The following is an 18415-nucleotide window of genomic DNA, read 5'->3' as shown; positions in this document are numbered from 1 at the left end:
TGGCGGTCCACCGCCGGCAGGCCGACGGCCTCTGCTGCCCCAAGGTAACCGGCCGGAAAGCCGCCCGGGGCGCGTCGCGTCCGACGCCACCCGGGTCCCTGCGGTTCCCGCGGCCCCTTCCGCAGGCGGACGGGGCCGTCTGCGCGTCCCGATCAGGCTCCCGGGAGAGCCCTGATCGAACGTGTTTCAACGGCTCGGGCGGCCAGTTCGGCATCAGCCGGGTAGTCGACTGCGACGAGAGTCAGACCGTGGGCGGGTGCGACGTGGACACCCGATGCCCGGGACGCGCCGGCCAGCAGCTCGGCGGGGCGGGTGATGGGCACCTGGTGCTCCCCGACCGCGATCAGCGCGCCGACCAATGACCTCACCATCGAGTGGCAGAAGGCGTCGGCCTGCACATCGATGAGGATCACCTGCTCGTCCGAGGTCACCGTCAACGCCTGCAGTTCCCGGATCGTCGTCGCCCCGTCGCGAGGCTTGCAGAACGCCGCGAAGTCGTGCAGGCCGATCAGGGCGTCGGCCGCGCGCTGCATGGCGCCGACGTCCAACGGCCGTCGTCTGGCGAAGACGTCCCGCCGCCGCACGGGTTCGACCCCCCACTCGGCAGCGCCGATCCGGTAGCGGTAGTGGCGGCGGAGCGCCGAGAACCGGGCGTCGAAACCAGGAGGTGCGGTAGTGACGGCCCGGACCCGGACATCGGTCGGCAGCAGACCGGCCAGCCGGCGCAGCAGCCCCCGCCTGCCCGCTGCGGTCGGGTCGTCGTCCTGTGCGGACAACGTCGAGGACACCGAACCCGACCGCGGCACTGATCCCGACGTGGACGCGGCGCGGGGAGCCATGGCGATCAGCGCCGGCTCCGGGACGTCGATGTGCGCCACCTGCCCCGAGGCGTGCACTCCGGCATCGGTCCGGCCGGCCACCACCAACGGGACGGATTGCCGGAAGAGCACCGCCAATGCGTCGGAGAGGCACCCGGCGACGGTCCGTCGGTCCGGCTGGGCCGCCCAGCCGGAGAAATTCGTGCCGTCGTAGGAGATGTCCAACCGGAGCCGGACGGTAGCCCCCTCCTGGGACCCTGCGGGGTTCGCCGCTTCGGTCATCTGGTGTCGTCCTCCTCGGCCGGTTCCGGCCATCGGGAGTCGATCCGGCCGCGCGCATTCCACCATGGGGGATGCGGTTCGATGCTGCCAGGTCCGCAGGACCAAACCCATGGGCACACCGAACAGGCAGTGCGAGAAGAAGGAGTTCGGTATGACGGGGCCGGAAGACGTTCCAGCCCAACGCGTCCGGGGTCGGTACTACCCCAGCCGGCCACGGTCCGCGGATGACGACTGGACGAATGCAACCACCAGTCGAAGGCGATCCACGACGAGGAGACCGGCGACTCCACCGACTGGTCCGGCGCGGTCGCCGGCCCGGTCACGAGCCGGGTCACGAGCCCGGTCACGAGCCCGGCGGCCGGCGTCCCCGTGCCGGCCGCCGTCGTCCCACCCGTCCCGAGATCCCGGTCGTCCACCCGCTGTTCGACGACGCCGGCCCTGGCGAGCTGCGCCGGGACCGCACGAATCATCTCCCCGGTGAGAGATGATCTGGTGGCTTCGATCTCGCGCCAGCGGGCCCAGCAGATCGAGTACGGCAGCGACCCGGCGTCTGCTCGTCCGATCGGACACGCCCAGCTGGCGCGCCGCCACCTCGTCCGTGACCCCTGATTTCAGGATGGCAAGAACGGGACCCGCATGATGTCCGGATGGACTGCCACCACCACGATCTGACGATCGACGATGATCGTCCGGTGGGTCACCCGTCGGGCCACCCTGACCTTCGCCCCGGCCGCCGCGACCTCCGTCAGGTAGCGCAGTACACCGGGTGCACGGGCGGCACCGGCCTCATAGATCACCGGGGTGGGCACCCCGGAACGCAGCAGTGCGATGTCCGACTGCCACGAGCTCATCAGCATGGACAGCGGGTAGGGACCTGCCAGGAGGGTGCTGCACACCTCGCGCCGGGTCCCGGCGATCAATTCCGTCAGGAGCGAGCGCATCGCCTGGCTGTCGTCGATCCGGTCGACACCGACCCCGACGCCGACACCGACGCCGGAGCGACTGGCCCGCTCGATGAGCTGGCGTTCGGACTCGGCGGGACCCCCGCCCGCAGGTGTCACCACAGCTGGGCCCTTTCCGAACTCGTCATCCTGTGCCGGACTCCGCGACACCCGGACGGATTCCCCCCGCAGCGACGCGAAGCGGAGCAGGGTGAATCCTGCGGGGGCGGGGACCGCCGAACTACGGTGAGACGCTCCCGACGGCGCGGAGGATCCTGTCCCCCATGGAGTTTCGAGTGAAGCCGATCCGGTGAAAATGACGAGAACCCGCCACCGGATGGTGGCGGGCTTCGACGTACTGCGGGGCAGGCTCAGGGCCTGCCGGTCCACTACTCGTTCTCGTCAGCGGCCTTCTGCTGCGACTTCGGGAGTTCGAAGCCGGCGGCTTCGGCAGCCCCGGCGGTGGCGAACCACACCTCGGCCACGGTGGCGTCGTAGAAGCGGGTGCCCGGCAGGTGGTACAGGTTCGAGTCGGCGTTGCCCTTGACCGGGAAACCCTCCGGCTCGGTGCCGTCCTCGAGCGGGGCGTGCGAGCCCTCACCGTAGGGGGCGTCGGAGACACCCTCGGCAGGAGCCTCGTCGACAGCCTGCTCGGCCTGCGTTGCCTCATCGGCCTCGTCGGTGTCGGCGACCAGCGGGGCTTCCACTGCAGCAGCAGCCGGCGCCTTGGTGGAGGCAGCACGACGGGCGACACGGTTGGCCGCGGACGACACGGTCTCCTCGGCCACCAGCTCGATGATCGCCATCGGAGCGTTGTCGCCCTTGCGCGGAGCGGTCTTGACGATGCGGGTGTACCCGCCCTCGCGGGTCGCGAACGACGGCCCGATCTCGGCGAACAGCTTGTGCACGACGTTCTTGTCGCGGATGACCTTGAGGGCCTCACGACGGGCCTGCAGATCGCCCTTCTTGGCGTGGGTGATCAGCTTTTCGGCGAAGGGACGAAGACGCTTGGCCTTGGCCTCGGTGGTGCTGATCCTGCCGTGCTCGAACAGCGACTGCGCGAGGTTGCGCAGGATCAGACGTTGGTGCTGCGGCGATCCGCCGAGGCGGGGTCCCTTGGTGGGCTTTGGCATGTCATGTCCTTGTGATCGTGTCCGTCATCCGGATGTGTCCGAATGAGCGGGTGAGGCGGTGGCCCGGGAGCGAACTCCCGGGCCCCGACGTTTTCCTATCCGTGTGTGGCGCTCCGCCCCTGTCCCCCTGAAGGGGTGTCCGGCCGGTGCACCGCCCGCCCGATTGCTCGGGTGGACCAAGTCGCTGCTGGTGGAGATCAGACCTGTTCGGTCTCGGCGTAATCCGTGTCGTCGTTGACCGTCTCGGCCGGGACACCGAAGTTGGTGCCCTCGTCGGGGATGACGGTCGCCGGCGCGAAGTCGTCGTCGGTGTCGCTCCAGTCGGCGTCGCCGTAGGCCTGGGCCGCGGCGGCGGGATCGAAGCCGGCCGGTGAGTCCTTGAGGGACAGGCCAAGGCCGTGCAGCTTGATCTTGACCTCGTCGATCGACTTCTGGCCGAAGTTGCGGATGTCGAGCAGGTCGGCCTCGGTCCGGGAGACGAGCTCGCCGACCGTGTGGATGCCTTCGCGCTTGAGGCAGTTGTAGGAGCGGACGGTGAGGTCCATCTCCTCGATCGGCAGAGCGAACGCCGCGATGTGATCGGCCTCGGCCGGCGACGGCCCGATCTCGATGCCCTCGGCGTCGACGTTCAGTTCGCGGGCCAGGCCGAACAGCTCCACCAGGGTCGTGCCGGCCGAGGCCAGCGCGTCACGCGGGGAGATGGAGGGCTTGGTCTCGACGTCCAGCACGAGACGGTCGAAGTCGGTGCGCTGCTCGACACGAGTCGCCTCGACGCGGTAGGTCACCTTGAGGACGGGCGAGTAGATCGAGTCGACCGGGATGCGGCCGATCTCGGCACCGACGACCTTGTTGGGCGAGGCCGGGACGTAGCCGCGGCCACGCTCGACGACGAGCTCGATCTCGAGCTTGCCCTTCTTGGTCAGGGTGGCCAGGTGCAGGTCCTGGTTGTGGACCTCCACGCCGGCCGGCGGTGCGATGTCGGCGGCGGTGACGTCACCGGGGCCCTGCTTGCGCAGGTACATGGTGACGGGCTCGTCGTCCTCGGAGGAGACGACCAGTTCCTTGAGGTTGAGGATCAGCTCGGTGATGTCTTCCTTCACACCGGGAACGGTGGTGAATTCGTGCAGCACACCGTCGACGCGGATGCTCGTGACGCTCGCGCCGGGGATGCTCGAGAGCAGGGTGCGACGCAGCGAGTTTCCGAGGGTGTAGCCGAAACCTGGTTCCAGGGGCTCGATCACGAACCGGCTGCGGTTGGCCGAGACCGGTTCTTCGGTGAGGGCCGGGCGCTGGGAAATCAGCATGGTGGGTCCTTTCGACTGCAAAAGGTGGCGACCGCTATTTGACGCCACACAGGGGTCCTGCTGGTGAAGCCGCCCGGTCGCGCCGGCCGAGCGTTGCTGCTGGTGAAGCTGCCCGGTCGCGCTTATCAACTTCCTCAGCGCTTGTGAAGTGATCGACTTCTGTCACTTGCGTCCCAAAACCGGAACGTTCGTAAGCGCCGTCGAAGTTGATAAGCGCGGCCGGGGGTGGGGCTGTGCGCGGGTGAGGCTACTTCGAGTAGTACTCGACGATCAGCTGTTCGGTGATCTGCGAGTCGATCTGCGCCCGGACCGGCAGCTGGTGGATGAGCACCTGGAGCGAGTTCGGGACGACCTGCAGCCAGGCCGGGGTCGGGCGGTCGCCGAAGGTCTGGCGGGCCAGCTCCATCGGGAACTTCTCCACGGACTGCTTGCGAACGGTGATGATGTCGTACTGCTCGACGCGGTAGGACGGGACGTCGACGCGCTTGCCGTTGACCAGGAAGTGACCGTGGGTCACCAGCTGGCGGGAGGCGCGACGGGTCCGGGCCAGGCCGGCACGGTAGACGACGTTGTCCAGGCGGGACTCGAGGATCTGCAGCAGGGTCTCACCGGTCTTGCCCGGACGGGACGATGCTTCCTTGTAGTAGCGCGAGAACTGCTTCTCCATGACGCCGTAGGTGAAGCGGGCCTTCTGCTTCTCCTGCAGCTGCGTCAGGTATTCCTTCTCCTTGGTGCGCGCACGACCGTGCTGCCCGGGAGGGAAGGGACGAGCCTCGAACGCCTTGTCCCCACCGACGAGGTCGGTCTTGAGACGGCGAGACTTCTTGGTCATAGGACCGGTATAGCGAGCCATGAGTTAGTTTCCTCTTCCCCGGGTCAGACCCGACGCCGCTTGGGCGGCCGGGTTCCGTTGTGGGCCTGGGGGGTGACGTCGGAGATCGCGCCGACCTCGAGGCCGGCTGCCTGCAGTGAACGGATGGCCGTCTCGCGACCCGAACCCGGGCCCTTGACGAACACATCGACCTTGCGCATGCCGTGCTCGATGGCCTTGCGGGCAGCGCTCTCGGCCGCCATCTGGGCGGCGAACGGGGTGGACTTGCGCGAGCCCTTGAAGCCGACGTGGCCGGCGGAGGCCCACGAGATCACAGCCCCGGTGGGATCGGTGATCGAGACGATCGTGTTGTTGAACGTGCTCTTGATGTGGGCGTGCCCATGCGAGACGTTCTTCTTCTCCTTGCGCCGGATCTTCTTGACGCCGGCGGCACCCTGACGGGTCTTCGGTGGCATGGCGTATTACCTGGCCTTCTTCTTGCCGGCGATGGTCTTCTTGGGGCCCTTGCGGGTCCGTGCGTTGGTCTTGGTGCGCTGACCACGCACCGGCAGGTGACGACGGTGACGAATGCCCTGGTACGAGCCGATCTCCATCTTGCGACGGATGTCGGCCTGGACCTCGCGGCGCAGGTCGCCTTCCACCTTGAAGCCGGCATCGATCTGCTCGCGCAGGGCAAGGACGTCTTCGTCGGTCAGGTCTTTCGAACGCAGGTCCGGGCTGATGCCGGTTGCGACCAACAGGGCGGCGGCACGGGTGCGGCCGATCCCGTAGATGTACGTCAGGGCGACTTCCATCCGCTTGTCGCGGGGAAGATCAACACCCATGAGTCGTGCCATACGGCGCGGTACTCCTTCGGTTGCTCCTTCAGGTGTCGGTCGCGTCCCGTCCCGGTTTCTTGCCGTGATCCCGTATCTCCCGATGGCGGGAGACCGATGGACCGCGACCCAGGCCCCGGCCTGAAGTCCGGGGGTGTACCGAACCGCCCTCGCGGGCGGTGCGGCTGGTGACGCGATGGTGGTGCCCGCGATCAGCGGGCGGTGGTACCTGCTCGTGAAACACAACAAGGCAACTGACAGCGCGCCGACATCAGCCCTGGCGCTGCTTGTGACGCACGTTGTCGCAGATGACCATGACGCGACCGTGCCGGCGGATCACCTTGCACTTGTCGCAGATCTTCTTGACGCTGGGCTGCACCTTCATCTGGCTCTACTTCTTTCTTGCGCCACCCTGGAGGTGGTGCTACTTCTCGCGGACCGGGCCCGAAGGCCCGGCTGCTCGCGGCGCCGACTGATTGCCGGGGCCACACACTGCTGATCGTGCTGTACCGCTGGGTATTGCTGACCTACCGCTTACTTGTAGCGGTAGACGATCCGACCGCGGGTGAGGTCATAGGGCGAGAGCTCCACGACCACGCGGTCCTCGGGAAGGATACGGATGTAGTGCTGCCGCATCTTCCCGCTGATGTGAGCGAGCACGCGGTGCCCGTTCTCCAACTCCACGCGGAACATGGCGTTGGGAAGCGGCTCGACCACGCGGCCCTCGACCTCGATGGCCCCGTCCTTCTTGCCCATATCCTCCGCAATCCACTGCTGTCGACTTGTCTGCTACCGACTGATCACTGCCGTTGGTGCCACGACCATCCCGAAGGACGGACCGATACCACTGCGGGCACAGCCTTGCCCCATCGACAGGATGTCGCTGGGGCGTGATGATCGATGTTGTCCCGGAACGACTCTCGGCACCCGGCGGACCCGGGCAACGCGGCAGTTCAGGACGAACGACACCATCAACGGGCGCAACCAACTAAGGTCCCGAGTGAATCGAGAAGTCGTAGACCAGTTCGCGGCCACAGCAAACCGACACGACACGTACGCCGAAACTCCACTGTACGCGCCCGGCCTGCACGAACCAATTCGCGCAGGCTCAGCGAAGTTCGCCGATCGAGGCCGGTCCGGTGGCAGGGCCACGGACCGGACGACTCAGTCCAGCGAGATCGGCTGGACGCCGAACGAGGCAAGGCCGGCGGCGCCGGCGTCAGGGGCGGTGAGCACGCTCAGACCGTCCTCGAGGATGGCCACCGAATGCTCGAAGTGCGCGGCCCTGGCGCCGTCCTTGGTGACGACGGTCCAGCCGTCGTCGAGTTCCTTGGTGGTCGGCTTGCCGAGGGTCAGCATCGGCTCGATGGCCAACGCCATGCCCGGTGCCAGGCGCATTCCCTTGCCCTTCTTGCCCTGATTCGGGATGAAGGGCTCCATGTGCATCGCCGTGCCGATCCCGTGCCCGCCGTAACCGGACACCGAACCGTAACGACGCCCGTCCTGCGCTCCGGACCGATCGCCGGAGGACTCGATGGCGGCGGAGACGTCGCCGAGGCGGCCGCTCGGGCTGACGGCCGCGATGCCGGCCCACATGGCCAACTCGGTGGCCAGGATCAGATCGACCTCGTCCATCGACGGCGGTTCGCCGACGTGCACCGTGACCGCGGAGTCCGAGTGCCAGCCGTCCAGGATGCACCCGGCATCGATGGACAGCAGGTCACCCTCCTGCAGGACTCTCTTGCCGGGGATGCCGTGCACGACCTCGTCGTTGACCGACGCGCAGATGGTGGCCGGGAAGCCCCCGACGCCGCCGTGCGAACCGTAGTTCAGGAAGTTGCTGACCGCGCCGGCCTCGGCGATGACGGCGGCCACGGCCGCGTCGACGTCACCTGTGGTGGCGCCGGGCACCACCGCTGCCCGGCCCGCGTCGATCGCCCGAGCCAGGATGAGCCCGGAGGCCCGCATCATCTGCAACTCGCCGCGCGACTTGTACTGGATCCCCCGCTGTGCCATCAGTGCGAGCGGACCGCATCCAGCACGCGCTGGTGCACTTCTTCGACGCCGCCGACCCCGTCGACGTGGACGACCCGGCCGTCGTAGTAGTCGATCAGCGGCGTGGTCTCGCGGTGGTAGATGTCCAGCCGACGCTGGATGGCCTCGACGGTGTCATCGGTGCGTCCGCGAGCCAGCATCCGGTCCAATAGGACCTGGTCGGGCGCCGTCAGCAACACGACGACCTGGACCGGCGCCGCCATCCCGTCCAGCAAACCCGTCAGCCAGTCGGCCTGCGGGATGTTGCGGGGGAAACCGTCGAGCAGGAAGCCGGGCGCCGCGTCGGGCTGCGAGACGCGGTCGGCAACCATCTCCTGGGTGACCTCGTCCGGCACGAGTTCTCCCGCGTCCATGTACTTCTTCGCCAGCTTGCCCAACTCGGTCTCCGCGGCCAGGTTGGCGCGGAACAGGTCTCCGGTGGAGACGTGAGGGATACCGAGCGACTCCGCGAGCAACGCTGCCTGGGTGCCTTTTCCGGCACCCTGCGGACCGACGATGAGCAGACGCATCAGCGGAGGAACCCTTCATAATTTCGCTGCATGAGCTGGGTCTCGATCTGCTTGACGGTGTCGAGTCCGACACCGACCATGATGAGCACCGAGGTGCCGCCGAACGGGAAGTTCTGGTTGTTGCCGTTGCCGGTGAGCGACAGGAACAGGTTGGGCAGGATCGCCACCACACCCAGGTACAGCGAGCCGGGCAGGGTGATCCGGGACAGCACGAACTGCAGGTACTCCGCGGTCGGTCGTCCCGGACGGATGCCGGGGATGAAGCCGCCGTACTTCTTGAGCTCGTCCGCACGTTCCGTCGGATTGAAGGTGATGCCCACGTAGAAGTATGTGAAGAAGATGATCAGCGCGAAGTAGAGGACGTTGTGGAACCAGTTGCCCTGGTCGACCACGTACACCGTCAGGAACTGCGCGAAGCCGGAGTACGAGACCACACCTGCGGCGTTGGTGCTACCGCCGACCAACTGCACGATCAGCGACGGGATGTACAGCAGCGAGGTCGCGAAGATGACCGGGATGACGCCGGCCTGGTTGACCTTGAGCGGCAGGTACGTCGAGGTACCGCCGTACATCTTGCGGCCGATCATGCGCTTGGCGTACTGCACCGGTAGGCGGCGCTGGCCCTGCTCGATGAAGACGACCGCGGCGATGATGGCCAGGCCGATCAGGATGACGACGCCGAAGATGAAACCGTTGCTCGAGGCCAGGATGTTCTGGCCCTCGGCCGGGATGCGCGCGGCGATCGAGGTGAAGATCAGGATGGACATGCCGTTGCCGATACCGCGATCGGTGATCAGTTCACCCATCCACATGATGGCGGCGGTGCCGGCCGTCATGGTCAGGACCAGCACGATGAGGGTGAACGCGCTCTTGTCCGGGATGACGTCCGTCGGGTTGGTACAGGTGGCCGACGCGGTCAGCAGACCGCCATTGATCGCCAGCGCCACGAACGCGGTGGCCTGCAGGATGCCGAGGCCGATCGTCAGGTACCGGGTGTACTGCGTCATCTTCGCCTGGCCGGGCTGGCCCTGCTTCTTCAACTGCTCGAACCGCGGGATGACGACGGTGAGCAGCTGGATGATGATCGACGCCGTGATGTACGGCATGATGCCCAGCGCGAAGATGCTCAGCTTGAGCAGCGCCCCACCGGAGAACAGGTTCAGCACGGTGTTCAGCGAACTGTCGCTGCCGGCGGCGCACTTGTTGACGACGGCGTAGTCGACGCCCGGCGAGGGCAAGGTAGCGCCGAGCCGGTACACCGCGACCATGGCGAGCGTGAAGAGAATCTTCTTCCGCAGGTCGGGTGTCTTCAGCGCCGAGACGAATGCGGCGAGCAATGGTCCTCCTGTCGACACCGGCCCAGCAGGGCAGGACGGCGGCGATATCTCAGCCCCAGCGACTGGTCGGCACTGGGTCTAGCCAGATAGAGCTGTGTCAGTTGCAGAACTACTTCGATTGCCGGGTGGATCGGTTGCTGGGTGGATCGCTGCCCGGACATTTGCACGGGGCAGGTAAGGCGGGCGTTCGTCGGCAACCGATCACGCCCGGCAGCAATGCCGCCGACCCGAACGGCCGCCAGGGCAGCACACTGCTCCCCGATGAAGAGACTGTAACGCACCGATCCCCCGGGCCCTGGCCTCGTCACGGACGAGGCACTTCCAGGAGCCCGGGGGATTCGGCAATACCGTTTGGTGCAGTACCGGCAGCAGGATCAGACGGCGACGATGGCGGTGCCGCCGGCGGCGCTGATCTTCTCCTTGGCCGCGCCGGAGAAGGCGTTGGCCGTGATGTCGAGCTTGACGCCGGCGATGTCGCCGTCGGCCAGCACCTTCACCAGCTGGTTGGCGCGGACTGCTCCGGCCTCGACCAGCTCGGTGATGCCGATCGCGCCGCCCTGCGGGAACAGGGTGACGATCTGACCGACGTTGACGACCTGGAACTCCACACGGAAGCGGTTCTTGAAGCCCTTGAGCTTCGGGAGACGCATGTGCAGGGGCAGGTTGCCACCTTCGAAGGCGGCCGGGACGTTCTTGCGAGCGCCGGTGCCCTTGGTACCGCGGCCGGCGGTCTTGCCCTTGGAGCCTTCACCACGGCCGACACGGGTCTTGGCCGTCTTCGCGCCGGGGGCCGGGCGGAGGTGGTGGACCTTGATAGTCATGCTTGCTCACCGTCTTTCACGAACTCGACCGTCAGCAGGTGACGGGCCGACTTGAGGTAGCCACGGTTCACCGGGTTGTCCGGAACCGTCACCACCTGGTGGATCTTCTTCAGACCCAGGGAACGCACCGACTCGCGAGCCTTCGGCTTGTTGCCGATGGTCGAGCGGACCTGGGTGATCTTCAGCTGCTGGGCCATGTCACACACCCTGTCCGGCGCGGGCGCGCAGCATCGCGGCCGGAGCCACGTCCTCGATGGGCAGACCGCGGCGGGCCGCGATCTCCTCGGGACGCATGAGTCCCTTGAGGGCTGCGATGGTCGCGTGGACGATGTTGATCGGGTTGTCCGAGCCGAGCGACTTGGACAGCACGTCGTGGATGCCGGCGCACTCGAGTACGGCACGCACCGGACCACCGGCGATGACGCCGGTACCCGGGCTGGCCGGACGCAGCAGGACGACGCCGGCAGCGGCCTCCCCCTGGATCGGGTGCGGGATGGTCGAGGCGATGCGCGGAACCTTGAACTGGTTCTTCTTCGCCTCTTCCACACCCTTGGCGATGGCGGCCGGGATCTCCTTGGCCTTGCCGTAGCCGACGCCGACGGTGCCGTCGCCGTCACCCACGACAACCAGTGCCGTGAAGGAGAACCGACGTCCACCCTTGACGACCTTGGCCACGCGGTTGGTGACGACGATCCGCTCCATCAGCGGGTTCTTCTCGACGGGCGCGTCGCGACGACCGCCGTCACGGCGATCACGGCCACCGCCGCGGCGGTCGCCGCCGCCCTGGCCGCCGTCGCGCTGGCCACCGGCCTGGCCGCCAAAACCGCCGCCGCCCTGCCTAGCTTGTCCGGGCATCAGATGTCCCTCTCGATAACAGATGTGCAGTTGGTCATGTCAGAACTCCAGCCCGGCGCCACGGGCGCCGTCGGCCAGAGCCGCGATGCGGCCGTGGTACTTGTCGCCGCCGCGATCGAACACGACGGACGACACGCCGGCAGCCTTGGCCCGCTCGGCGATCAGCTCGCCGACCTTCTTGGCCTTGGCGCTCTTGTCGCCCTCGACGGCACGCAGGTCCACCTCGAGGGTCGAGGCCGCCGCCACGGTCTGGCCGATGGTGTCGTCCACGACCTGCACGGCGATGTGCCGTGCGGACCTGGTGACCACCAGACGGGGCCGCGCGGCAGTACCGGTGACCTTCTTGCGCAGACGGAAGTGCCGCCTCGTACGCGCCTCGGCGCGCTTCTGTGAAACGTTGGCTGCCATCACTTACCCGTCTTTCCGACCTTGCGCCGCACGACCTCGCCGGCGTACCGCACGCCCTTGCCCTTGTACGGGTCAGGCTTGCGCAACTTGCGGATGTTGGCGGCGACCTCGCCGACCAACTGCTTGTCGATGCCCTCGACCTTGAACCTGATCGGGGATTCGACGGTGAAGGAGATTCCGTCCGGGGCCTTGACCGGCACCGGATGGGAGTATCCGAGTGCGAACACCAGGTCCCTGCCCTCCGCGGCGACGCGGTAGCCGACGCCGACGATCTCCATGGGCTTCGAGTAGCCGGCGGTCACGCCGACCACCATGTTGTTGACCAGGGTCCTGGTCAGGCCGTGGCGTGACTTGGAATCACGCAGGTCGTCCGGGCGGGTGACGGCGATGGTGCCGTCCTCCGCCTTGGCGACCAGGATTGGCTCGACGACCGAGTGGGACAGGGTGCCCTTGGGCCCCTTGACCGTCACGGTGCGACCGTCAATCGTCACGTCGACCCCAGCAGGAACTGGGATCGGCAGTCTTCCGATTCGCGACATGAGGTTTCGTCCCTTACCAGACGTAGGCGAGGACTTCCCCGCCCACCTTCTTCTTGGCGGCCTGACGATCGGTCAGCAGACCGGTCGAGGTCGAGATGATGGCGACGCCGAGGCCTCCGAGGACCTTTGGCAGCTCGGTGGAACGCGCGTAGATGCGCAGGCCGGGCTTGGAGATGCGGCGGACGCCGGCGATCGAACGCTCACGGTTCGGGCCGTACTTGAGCGTGACCACGAGCGACTTGCCGACGGTGGCGTCGGCGGTCGTCCAGGAGCCGATGTAGCCCTCCTTGACGAGGATGTCGGCGATGTTCCCCTTCAGCTTGGAGAAGGGCATCACCACCTCGTCGTGGTAGGCGGAGTTCGCGTTGCGGATCCGGGTCAGGAAATCCGCGACCGGGTCTGTCATGACCATGTCAGGTAGTGCCTCTCTCGACCGGTTCCACACCCGCTGCGAAAGCGGATCTGGCCTGTGACGATGTAGCGCGCCGCTGGGCGCGACCGGGGCGCGGACGGATGCGTCCGCGCCGTGGGTGCTGCCGGAGCCTTGTACGAACGGCTGCCGTGGTACGCACCAAAAGACCAGGAGCTTGCCGAGAGATCCTCGGTAGTTCTCCTGGTCTTGCTGGTGGTCATCTTAAGGCATCTCAGCTGGTGAGAACTACACCGGCTGCATGCCGACTACCAAGAAGACTTGGTGATGCCGGGCAGTTCGCCGGCGTGCGCCATCTCGCGGAGGCAGATACGGCACAGGCCGAACTTCTTGTAGACCGAATGCGGGCGACCGCAACGGTTGCAACGGGTGTAGCCGCGCACCGCGAACTTCGGCTTGCGCTTGGACTTCATGATCAGAGCGGTCTTCGCCATGGTCAGATCTCCTTGAACGGGAAGCCCAGGAGCTTCAGGAGCGCCCGGCCTTCGTCATCGGTGGTGGCCGTGGTGACGACAGTGATGTCCATACCGCGGGGGCGATCGATCCGGTCGATGTCGATCTCGTGGAACATCGACTGCTCGTTCAGACCGAAGGTGTAGTTGCCGTTGCCGTCGAACTGCTTCGGCGACAGACCGCGGAAGTCGCGGATACGGGGCAAAGCGATGGTCACCAGACGGTCCAGGAATTCCCACATGCGGTCGTTGCGGAGGGTGACCTTCGCGCCGATGGGCATGCCTTCGCGCAGCTTGAACTGGGCGATCGACTTGCGGGCCTTCTTGACCTCGGGCTTCTGCCCGGTGATCAGGGCCAGGTCGCGAACGGCACCTTCGATGAGCTTCGCGTCACGCGCGGCCTCACCGACACCCATGTTCACGACGACCTTGACGACGCCGGGGATCTGCATGACGTTCGGGTAGGCGAACTGCTCGTGCAGCGCCGACTTGATCTCGGCCGCGTAGCGGGTCTTCAGGCGCGGGTTGACCTTCGCGGTCGTTGCTGTCTCTTCTACGGTTGTCATCAGAGGTCCTTACCGCTTCGACGGCCGACGCGGACGTTGCGGCCCTCGTCGTCGACTCGCTTGCCGACCTTGGTCGGCTTGTTGTCGCCGTCCACGACCATCACGTTGGAGATGTGGATGGCAGCTTCCTGGGTCACGATGCCACCGGACTTCGCACCACGCTGGGTGGTGGAGACCTTGGTGTGCTTCTTGATCCGGTTGATGCCTTCGACCAGGACGCGGTCCCGCTCGGGGTAGGCCTGGATGACCTTGCCCTTGGCTCCCTTGTCCTTGCCCGCGATCACCAGCACGGTGTCGCCCTTCTTCACCTTCATGGCCATGACTACAGCACCTCCGGTGCCAGCGAGATGATCTTCATGTACTTCTTGTCGCGCAGCTCCCGGCCGACCGGCCCGAAGATGCGGGTGCCACGCGGATCGCCGTCGCCCTTGAGCAGCACGGCAGCGTTCTCGTCGAACTTGATGTAGGAACCGTCCGCACGACGGCGCTCCTTGACGGTGCGCACGATGACGGCTTTGACCACGTCACCCTTCTTCACACCGGCACCCGGAATAGCATCCTTGACCGTGGCGACGATGATGTCGCCGATCCCCGCGTACCGACGGCCGGAGCCACCGAGGACGCGGATGCACAGGATTTCCTTGGCGCCGGTGTTATCGGCGACGCGGAGCCTGGACTCCTGCTGAATCACGTCAATCCCAACCTTCGCACTGTGTGTCCTGCCGAACTTGTCGGCCGAACACTTCTAGGTCTTGCTGTTCGGAGCACCGATTTCCGACCGGGTCTCCTGGGAAAAGGGACGATGACGCCCCAGGTCCCATCTCCTGCTGGTGTTGCCTACTTGGCCTTCTCGACGACCGACACCAGACGCCAGCGCTTGGTGGCGGAGGTCGGCCGGGTCTCGGCCAGCAGGACGCGGTCGCCGATGCCGGCGACGCCGGTCTCGTCGTGCGCCTTGACCTTGGTGGTGCGACGGATGACCTTCGAGTATCGCGGGTGCTTCACCCGGTCCTCGAGCTCGACGACGATGGTCTTCTCCATCTTGTCCGAGACGACAAGGCCCTCCCGGGTCTTGCGGTCGCCGCGTGTGACGTCGGCAGCCTCGGTCGGTCCGGCTACTACGGTTTCCTGCTCGCTCATGCGGCACCCTCTTCTGTATCCGTCGAACCGTCAGGTCCGGTGGACAGACCCAGTTCGCGCTCGCGCATGACGGTGTAGATGCGAGCGATGTCGTGCCGAACGGTGCGCAGCCGACGGTTGTTGTCCATCTGGCCGGTGGCCATCTGGAACCGGAGGTTGAACAGCTCCTCCTTGGACTCGCGGAGACGGAGAATCAGTTCCTCCGCGCCGAGTTCACGCAGTTCGTTGGTGACAGACGTGGTCGTCGCCATCAGGAATCTCCTCCTTCACGGGTCACGATGCGGCACTTCATCGGCAATTTGTGGATCGCGCGGCGCAGGGCCTCGCGGGCGATGGCCTCGGTCGGGTAGCTCATCTCGAAGAGCACACGACCGGGCTTGACGTTGGCGACCCACCACTCGGGCGAACCCTTGCCGGAACCCATGCGAGTTTCGGCCGGCTTCTTGGTCAGCGGACGGTCGGGGTAGATGTTGATCCAGACCCGGCCACCACGCTTGATGTGGCGGTTGATGGCGATACGAGCGGACTCGATCTGCCGGTTGGTGACGTAGGCGGGCTCGAGAGCCTGGATGCCGTAGTCGCCGAAGGTGACGGCCGTGCCACCGGTAGCAAGCCCGGTCCGGTGCGGACGGTGCTGCTTGCGGTGCTTGACCCTGCGGGGGATGAGCATTGGTCAGCTCTCCTGAGTCGGCGCGGCCGAGGCCGCTTCGTCAGTGACCGCCGGCGCGTCGTCGGCAGCTGCGCGGCCGGCGTCCGTCGAGGTCGGGGTGGTGCCGCTGGCACCCGAGCGCCGGCGGGCCGGACGATCGGAGCGGTCGGCGGAGGCAGCCGGACGGCCACCGGCGCTGCGCTGGGCGTTGAGGGCTTCGGCCGCCTTCTGCTCGGCAAGGCTGCCGGTCTTGTCGCCCTTGTAGATCCAGACCTTCACGCCGATGCGACCGAACGTCGTCTTGGCCTCGAAGAAGCCGTAGTCGATGTCGGCGCGCAGGGTGTGCAGCGGAACGCGACCCTCGCGGTAGAACTCGGACCGGCTCATCTCGGCGCCGCCGAGGCGACCCGAGCACTGGATCCGGATCCCCTTGACCGCACCGGAACGCTGGGCCGACTGCATCGACTTGCGCATGGCGCGACGGAAGGACACGCGGTTCGAGAGCTGCTCGGCAACGCCCTGGGCGACGAGCTGCGCATCGGACTCGGGGTTGCGGACCTCGAGGATGTTCAGCTGCACCTGCTTGCCGGTCAGCTTCTCGAGCTGGCCGCGGATGCGATCGGCCTCGGCGCCACGGCGACCGATGACGATGCCCGGACGGGCGGTGTGGATGTCGACACGAACCCGATCACGGGTGCGCTCGATCTCGACCTTGGCGATACCTGCCCGCTCCATGCCCTTGGACATGAGCTTGCGGATGGCGACGTCCTCGGCCACGTACTCGGCGTATGCCTTGTCGGCGTACCAGCGCGAGGTCCAGTCGGTGGTGATACCGAGCCGGAATCCGTGCGGGTTGACTTTCTGTCCCACTAGCGGGTCCCTCCCTTCGCGCTCTGGCTGCCGCGAGCACCGCGACGAGCTTCGGTGGTGCCGGCCTTCGGGCTACCCGAGAGCGACACCAGTTCAATGGTGATGTGGCAGGTGCGCTTCCGGATGCGGAAGGCGCGGCCCTGGGCACGGGGCTGGAAACGCTTGAGCGTCGGGCCCTCGTCGACGTAGATGGTGTCGACGAAGAGCGAGTCGCGCTGCAGACCCTGGTTGTTCTCCGCGTTGGCGATGGCCGACGCCAGCAGCTTGGCGACCGGCTCGGCCGCTGCCTGCGGGGAGAACTGCAGGATCGACGCCGCGGCTGCGACATCGGTCCCACGGATCAGGTTGACGATGCGGCGAGCCTTCATCGGCGTCATCCGCAAGTGCTTGAGCTGTGCCCTCGTACGTGGGGCCGTAGCGGCTACGTCAGCTTTCTTGGCATTCATGAAATATCCCGCATCCCTATCTCAGCCGCGCCTGGCGCGACGGTCGTCCTTGATGTGGCCCTTGAAGGTCCGCGTCGGAGCGAACTCGCCGAGCTTGTGACCGACCATCGACTCGGTGACGAACACCGGGACGTGCTTGCGGCCGTCGTGCACGGCGATCGTGTGCCCGAGCATGTCGGGGATGATCGTCGAGCGGCGCGACCAGGTCTTGATGACGGCCTTGGAGCCCTTGTCGTTGGCGACGTCCACCTTCTTGAGCAGGTGGTCATCGATGAACGGGCCCTTTTTGAGACTGCGTGGCATCTCTTGTCCTCCTGCTCAGTTCTCGGTGTTCGTGGTCTGAATTTTGCTAGCGGTGCTCATCGCTTCTTGCCGCCCTTACGACGACGACGCACGATCAACTTGTCGCTGGCCTTGTTCGGGCGGCGGGTGCGGCCCTCGGGCTTGCCGCCCGGGTTGACCGGGTGACGTCCACCGGACGTCTTGCCCTCGCCACCACCGTGCGGGTGGTCGACCGGGTTCATGGCGACACCACGGACGGAGGGGCGCTTGCCCTTCCAACGCATGCGGCCGGCCTTGCCCCAGTTGATGTTCGCCTGCTCGGCGTTGCCCACCTCGCCGATGGACGCGCGGCAGCGCGCATCGACGTTGCGGATCTCGCCGGACGGCATGCGCAGCTGGGCGTAGGGACCGTCCTTCGCGACGAGCTGCACCTTCGTGCCGGCCGAGCGGGCGATCTTCGCGCCGCCACCGGGGCGGAGCTCGATGCCGTGGACAACGGTGCCGACCGGGATGTTGCGGAGCGGCAGGTTGTTGCCCGGCTTGATGTCGGCGCTGGGGCCGGTCTCGACGGTGTCGCCCTGCGCCAGCTTGTTCGGCGCCACGATGTAGCGCTTCTCGCCGTCGGCGTAGTGCAGCAGCGCGATGCGCGCGGTGCGGTTGGGGTCGTACTCGATGTGAGCGACCTTGGCCGGCACGCCGTCCTTGTCCTGCCGCTTGAAGTCGATCAGCCGGTAGGCACGCTTGTGCCCGCCGCCCTGGTGCCGGGTGGTGACCCGGCCGTGGACGTTCCGACCACCCTTGGAGTGGAGCGGAGCGATCAGCGACTTCTCCGGCGTCGTACGGGTGAGCTCGGCGAAATCGGCCACCGAGGCCCCACGACGACCGGGAGTGGTCGGCTTGTATTTACGGATACCCATTGTCCTCTAGTCCT

The 18415-nt window shown here is 66.7% G+C and carries 30 protein-coding genes; 1 reads left to right on the top strand and 29 read right to left on the bottom strand.

Annotation, left to right across the window (positions count from 1 at the left end; genetic code table 11):
- Positions 1-152 precede the first annotated feature (152 nt).
- On the bottom strand, positions 153-1100 hold the full coding sequence (gene truA, locus ABIB25_RS08875; protein WP_354528070.1) for a tRNA pseudouridine(38-40) synthase TruA: 948 nt from the start codon (positions 1098-1100) through the stop codon (positions 153-155).
- Positions 1101-1577: 477 nt separating this feature from the next.
- Here truA and ABIB25_RS08870 point away from each other — a divergent pair, with 477 nt between their 5' ends.
- Positions 1578-1709 carry a hypothetical protein gene (locus ABIB25_RS08870; protein WP_354528069.1) on the top strand — a complete coding sequence of 44 codons (132 nt, stop codon included), beginning with the start codon at positions 1578-1580 and terminating at the stop codon, positions 1707-1709.
- Between the two features lie 2 nt (positions 1710-1711).
- Here ABIB25_RS08870 and ABIB25_RS08865 read toward each other — a convergent pair whose 3' ends face one another.
- The 28 genes from ABIB25_RS08865 to rplB form a co-directional block, all read right to left on the bottom strand.
- Complete coding sequence (locus ABIB25_RS08865) at positions 1712-2164, bottom strand: hypothetical protein (RefSeq protein ID WP_354528068.1); 453 nt, start codon at positions 2162-2164, stop codon at positions 1712-1714.
- Positions 2165-2430: 266 nt separating this feature from the next.
- Positions 2431-3174: a 50S ribosomal protein L17, sunset domain variant gene (gene rplQ / locus ABIB25_RS08860; RefSeq protein WP_354528067.1), complete on the bottom strand. Its 744-nt coding sequence runs from the start codon at positions 3172-3174 to the stop codon at positions 2431-2433.
- A 197-nt stretch (positions 3175-3371) separates the two neighbouring features.
- A complete protein-coding gene (locus ABIB25_RS08855) occupies positions 3372-4478 on the bottom strand; it encodes a DNA-directed RNA polymerase subunit alpha (protein ID WP_502919771.1) in 1107 nt (368 codons plus the stop codon).
- 247 nt (positions 4479-4725) lie between these two features.
- Positions 4726-5331: a 30S ribosomal protein S4 gene (gene rpsD / locus ABIB25_RS08850; RefSeq protein WP_354528066.1), complete on the bottom strand. Its 606-nt coding sequence runs from the start codon at positions 5329-5331 to the stop codon at positions 4726-4728.
- Between the two features lie 23 nt (positions 5332-5354).
- Positions 5355-5765: a 30S ribosomal protein S11 gene (gene rpsK, locus ABIB25_RS08845; protein WP_090476393.1), complete on the bottom strand. Its 411-nt coding sequence runs from the start codon at positions 5763-5765 to the stop codon at positions 5355-5357.
- Between the two features lie 6 nt (positions 5766-5771).
- On the bottom strand, positions 5772-6146 hold the full coding sequence (gene rpsM, locus ABIB25_RS08840; protein ID WP_354528065.1) for a 30S ribosomal protein S13: 375 nt from the start codon (positions 6144-6146) through the stop codon (positions 5772-5774).
- Between the two features lie 250 nt (positions 6147-6396).
- Positions 6397-6510 (bottom strand): 50S ribosomal protein L36, encoded by a 114-nt coding sequence (rpmJ, locus tag ABIB25_RS08835; RefSeq protein WP_073715456.1) that lies wholly within the window; start codon positions 6508-6510, stop codon positions 6397-6399.
- A gap of 149 nt (positions 6511-6659) precedes the next feature.
- Positions 6660-6881 carry a translation initiation factor IF-1 gene (infA, locus tag ABIB25_RS08830; RefSeq protein WP_015746488.1) on the bottom strand — a complete coding sequence of 74 codons (222 nt, stop codon included), beginning with the start codon at positions 6879-6881 and terminating at the stop codon, positions 6660-6662.
- A gap of 408 nt (positions 6882-7289) precedes the next feature.
- Positions 7290-8141 (bottom strand): type I methionyl aminopeptidase, encoded by an 852-nt coding sequence (gene map, locus ABIB25_RS08825; RefSeq protein ID WP_354528064.1) that lies wholly within the window; start codon positions 8139-8141, stop codon positions 7290-7292.
- On the bottom strand, positions 8141-8689 hold the full coding sequence (locus ABIB25_RS08820) for an adenylate kinase (protein ID WP_354528063.1): 549 nt from the start codon (positions 8687-8689) through the stop codon (positions 8141-8143). The genes map and ABIB25_RS08820 overlap by 1 nt, the downstream gene beginning before the upstream one ends.
- Positions 8689-10026 carry a preprotein translocase subunit SecY gene (gene secY, locus ABIB25_RS08815; RefSeq protein ID WP_354528062.1) on the bottom strand — a complete coding sequence of 446 codons (1338 nt, stop codon included), beginning with the start codon at positions 10024-10026 and terminating at the stop codon, positions 8689-8691. Before secY ends, ABIB25_RS08820 begins: the two co-directional genes overlap by 1 nt.
- Positions 10027-10400: 374 nt before the next feature.
- Positions 10401-10847 (bottom strand): 50S ribosomal protein L15, encoded by a 447-nt coding sequence (gene rplO, locus ABIB25_RS08810; RefSeq protein ID WP_354528061.1) that lies wholly within the window; start codon positions 10845-10847, stop codon positions 10401-10403.
- A complete protein-coding gene (gene rpmD, locus ABIB25_RS08805; protein WP_354528060.1) occupies positions 10844-11044 on the bottom strand; it encodes a 50S ribosomal protein L30 in 201 nt (66 codons plus the stop codon). The genes rplO and rpmD overlap by 4 nt, the downstream gene beginning before the upstream one ends.
- Before the next feature lies 1 nt (position 11045).
- A complete protein-coding gene (rpsE, locus tag ABIB25_RS08800) occupies positions 11046-11702 on the bottom strand; it encodes a 30S ribosomal protein S5 (RefSeq protein ID WP_354528059.1) in 657 nt (218 codons plus the stop codon).
- A gap of 39 nt (positions 11703-11741) precedes the next feature.
- On the bottom strand, positions 11742-12110 hold the full coding sequence (rplR, locus tag ABIB25_RS08795; protein ID WP_354528058.1) for a 50S ribosomal protein L18: 369 nt from the start codon (positions 12108-12110) through the stop codon (positions 11742-11744).
- Positions 12110-12649 carry a 50S ribosomal protein L6 gene (gene rplF, locus ABIB25_RS08790; RefSeq protein WP_354528057.1) on the bottom strand — a complete coding sequence of 180 codons (540 nt, stop codon included), beginning with the start codon at positions 12647-12649 and terminating at the stop codon, positions 12110-12112. Before rplF ends, rplR begins: the two co-directional genes overlap by 1 nt.
- 13 nt (positions 12650-12662) lie before the next feature.
- Entirely contained in the window at positions 12663-13061 is a 399-nt protein-coding gene (gene rpsH / locus ABIB25_RS08785; protein WP_187093967.1) for a 30S ribosomal protein S8, read from the bottom strand.
- A 266-nt stretch (positions 13062-13327) separates the two neighbouring features.
- On the bottom strand, positions 13328-13513 hold the full coding sequence (locus ABIB25_RS08780; RefSeq protein WP_187093966.1) for a type Z 30S ribosomal protein S14: 186 nt from the start codon (positions 13511-13513) through the stop codon (positions 13328-13330).
- Between the two features lie 2 nt (positions 13514-13515).
- The gene (gene rplE / locus ABIB25_RS08775; RefSeq protein ID WP_354528056.1) at positions 13516-14097 is read right to left on the bottom strand and encodes a 50S ribosomal protein L5; all 582 of its coding nucleotides are present in this window, start codon (positions 14095-14097) and stop codon (positions 13516-13518) included.
- Entirely contained in the window at positions 14097-14411 is a 315-nt protein-coding gene (gene rplX, locus ABIB25_RS08770; protein ID WP_354528249.1) for a 50S ribosomal protein L24, read from the bottom strand. Before rplX ends, rplE begins: the two co-directional genes overlap by 1 nt.
- Positions 14412-14419: 8 nt before the next feature.
- Positions 14420-14788 (bottom strand): 50S ribosomal protein L14, encoded by a 369-nt coding sequence (rplN, locus tag ABIB25_RS08765; RefSeq protein WP_090476363.1) that lies wholly within the window; start codon positions 14786-14788, stop codon positions 14420-14422.
- Between the two features lie 146 nt (positions 14789-14934).
- Complete coding sequence (rpsQ, locus tag ABIB25_RS08760) at positions 14935-15237, bottom strand: 30S ribosomal protein S17 (RefSeq protein ID WP_354528055.1); 303 nt, start codon at positions 15235-15237, stop codon at positions 14935-14937.
- A complete protein-coding gene (gene rpmC / locus ABIB25_RS08755; RefSeq protein WP_354528054.1) occupies positions 15234-15488 on the bottom strand; it encodes a 50S ribosomal protein L29 in 255 nt (84 codons plus the stop codon). Before rpmC ends, rpsQ begins: the two co-directional genes overlap by 4 nt.
- Positions 15488-15907: a 50S ribosomal protein L16 gene (rplP, locus tag ABIB25_RS08750; protein WP_354528053.1), complete on the bottom strand. Its 420-nt coding sequence runs from the start codon at positions 15905-15907 to the stop codon at positions 15488-15490. The genes rpmC and rplP overlap by 1 nt, the downstream gene beginning before the upstream one ends.
- Before the next feature lie 3 nt (positions 15908-15910).
- Complete coding sequence (rpsC, locus tag ABIB25_RS08745; protein ID WP_354528052.1) at positions 15911-16756, bottom strand: 30S ribosomal protein S3; 846 nt, start codon at positions 16754-16756, stop codon at positions 15911-15913.
- On the bottom strand, positions 16756-17202 hold the full coding sequence (gene rplV / locus ABIB25_RS08740) for a 50S ribosomal protein L22 (RefSeq protein ID WP_354528051.1): 447 nt from the start codon (positions 17200-17202) through the stop codon (positions 16756-16758). The genes rpsC and rplV overlap by 1 nt, the downstream gene beginning before the upstream one ends.
- A gap of 21 nt (positions 17203-17223) precedes the next feature.
- Complete coding sequence (rpsS, locus tag ABIB25_RS08735; RefSeq protein ID WP_090476347.1) at positions 17224-17505, bottom strand: 30S ribosomal protein S19; 282 nt, start codon at positions 17503-17505, stop codon at positions 17224-17226.
- Positions 17506-17561: 56 nt separating this feature from the next.
- Positions 17562-18401, bottom strand: a complete 840-nt coding sequence (gene rplB / locus ABIB25_RS08730; protein WP_354528050.1) for a 50S ribosomal protein L2 — start codon at positions 18399-18401, stop codon at positions 17562-17564.
- Between the last annotated feature and the right edge of the window lie 14 nt (positions 18402-18415).

Source organism: Nakamurella sp. UYEF19, assembly GCF_040546275.1.
In the GTDB taxonomy this organism is placed as follows: Bacteria; Actinomycetota; Actinomycetes; order Mycobacteriales; family Nakamurellaceae; genus Nakamurella.
Note: the sequence above shows the minus strand (reverse complement) of the source record. Positions and strands in the feature narration are given on the sequence as shown.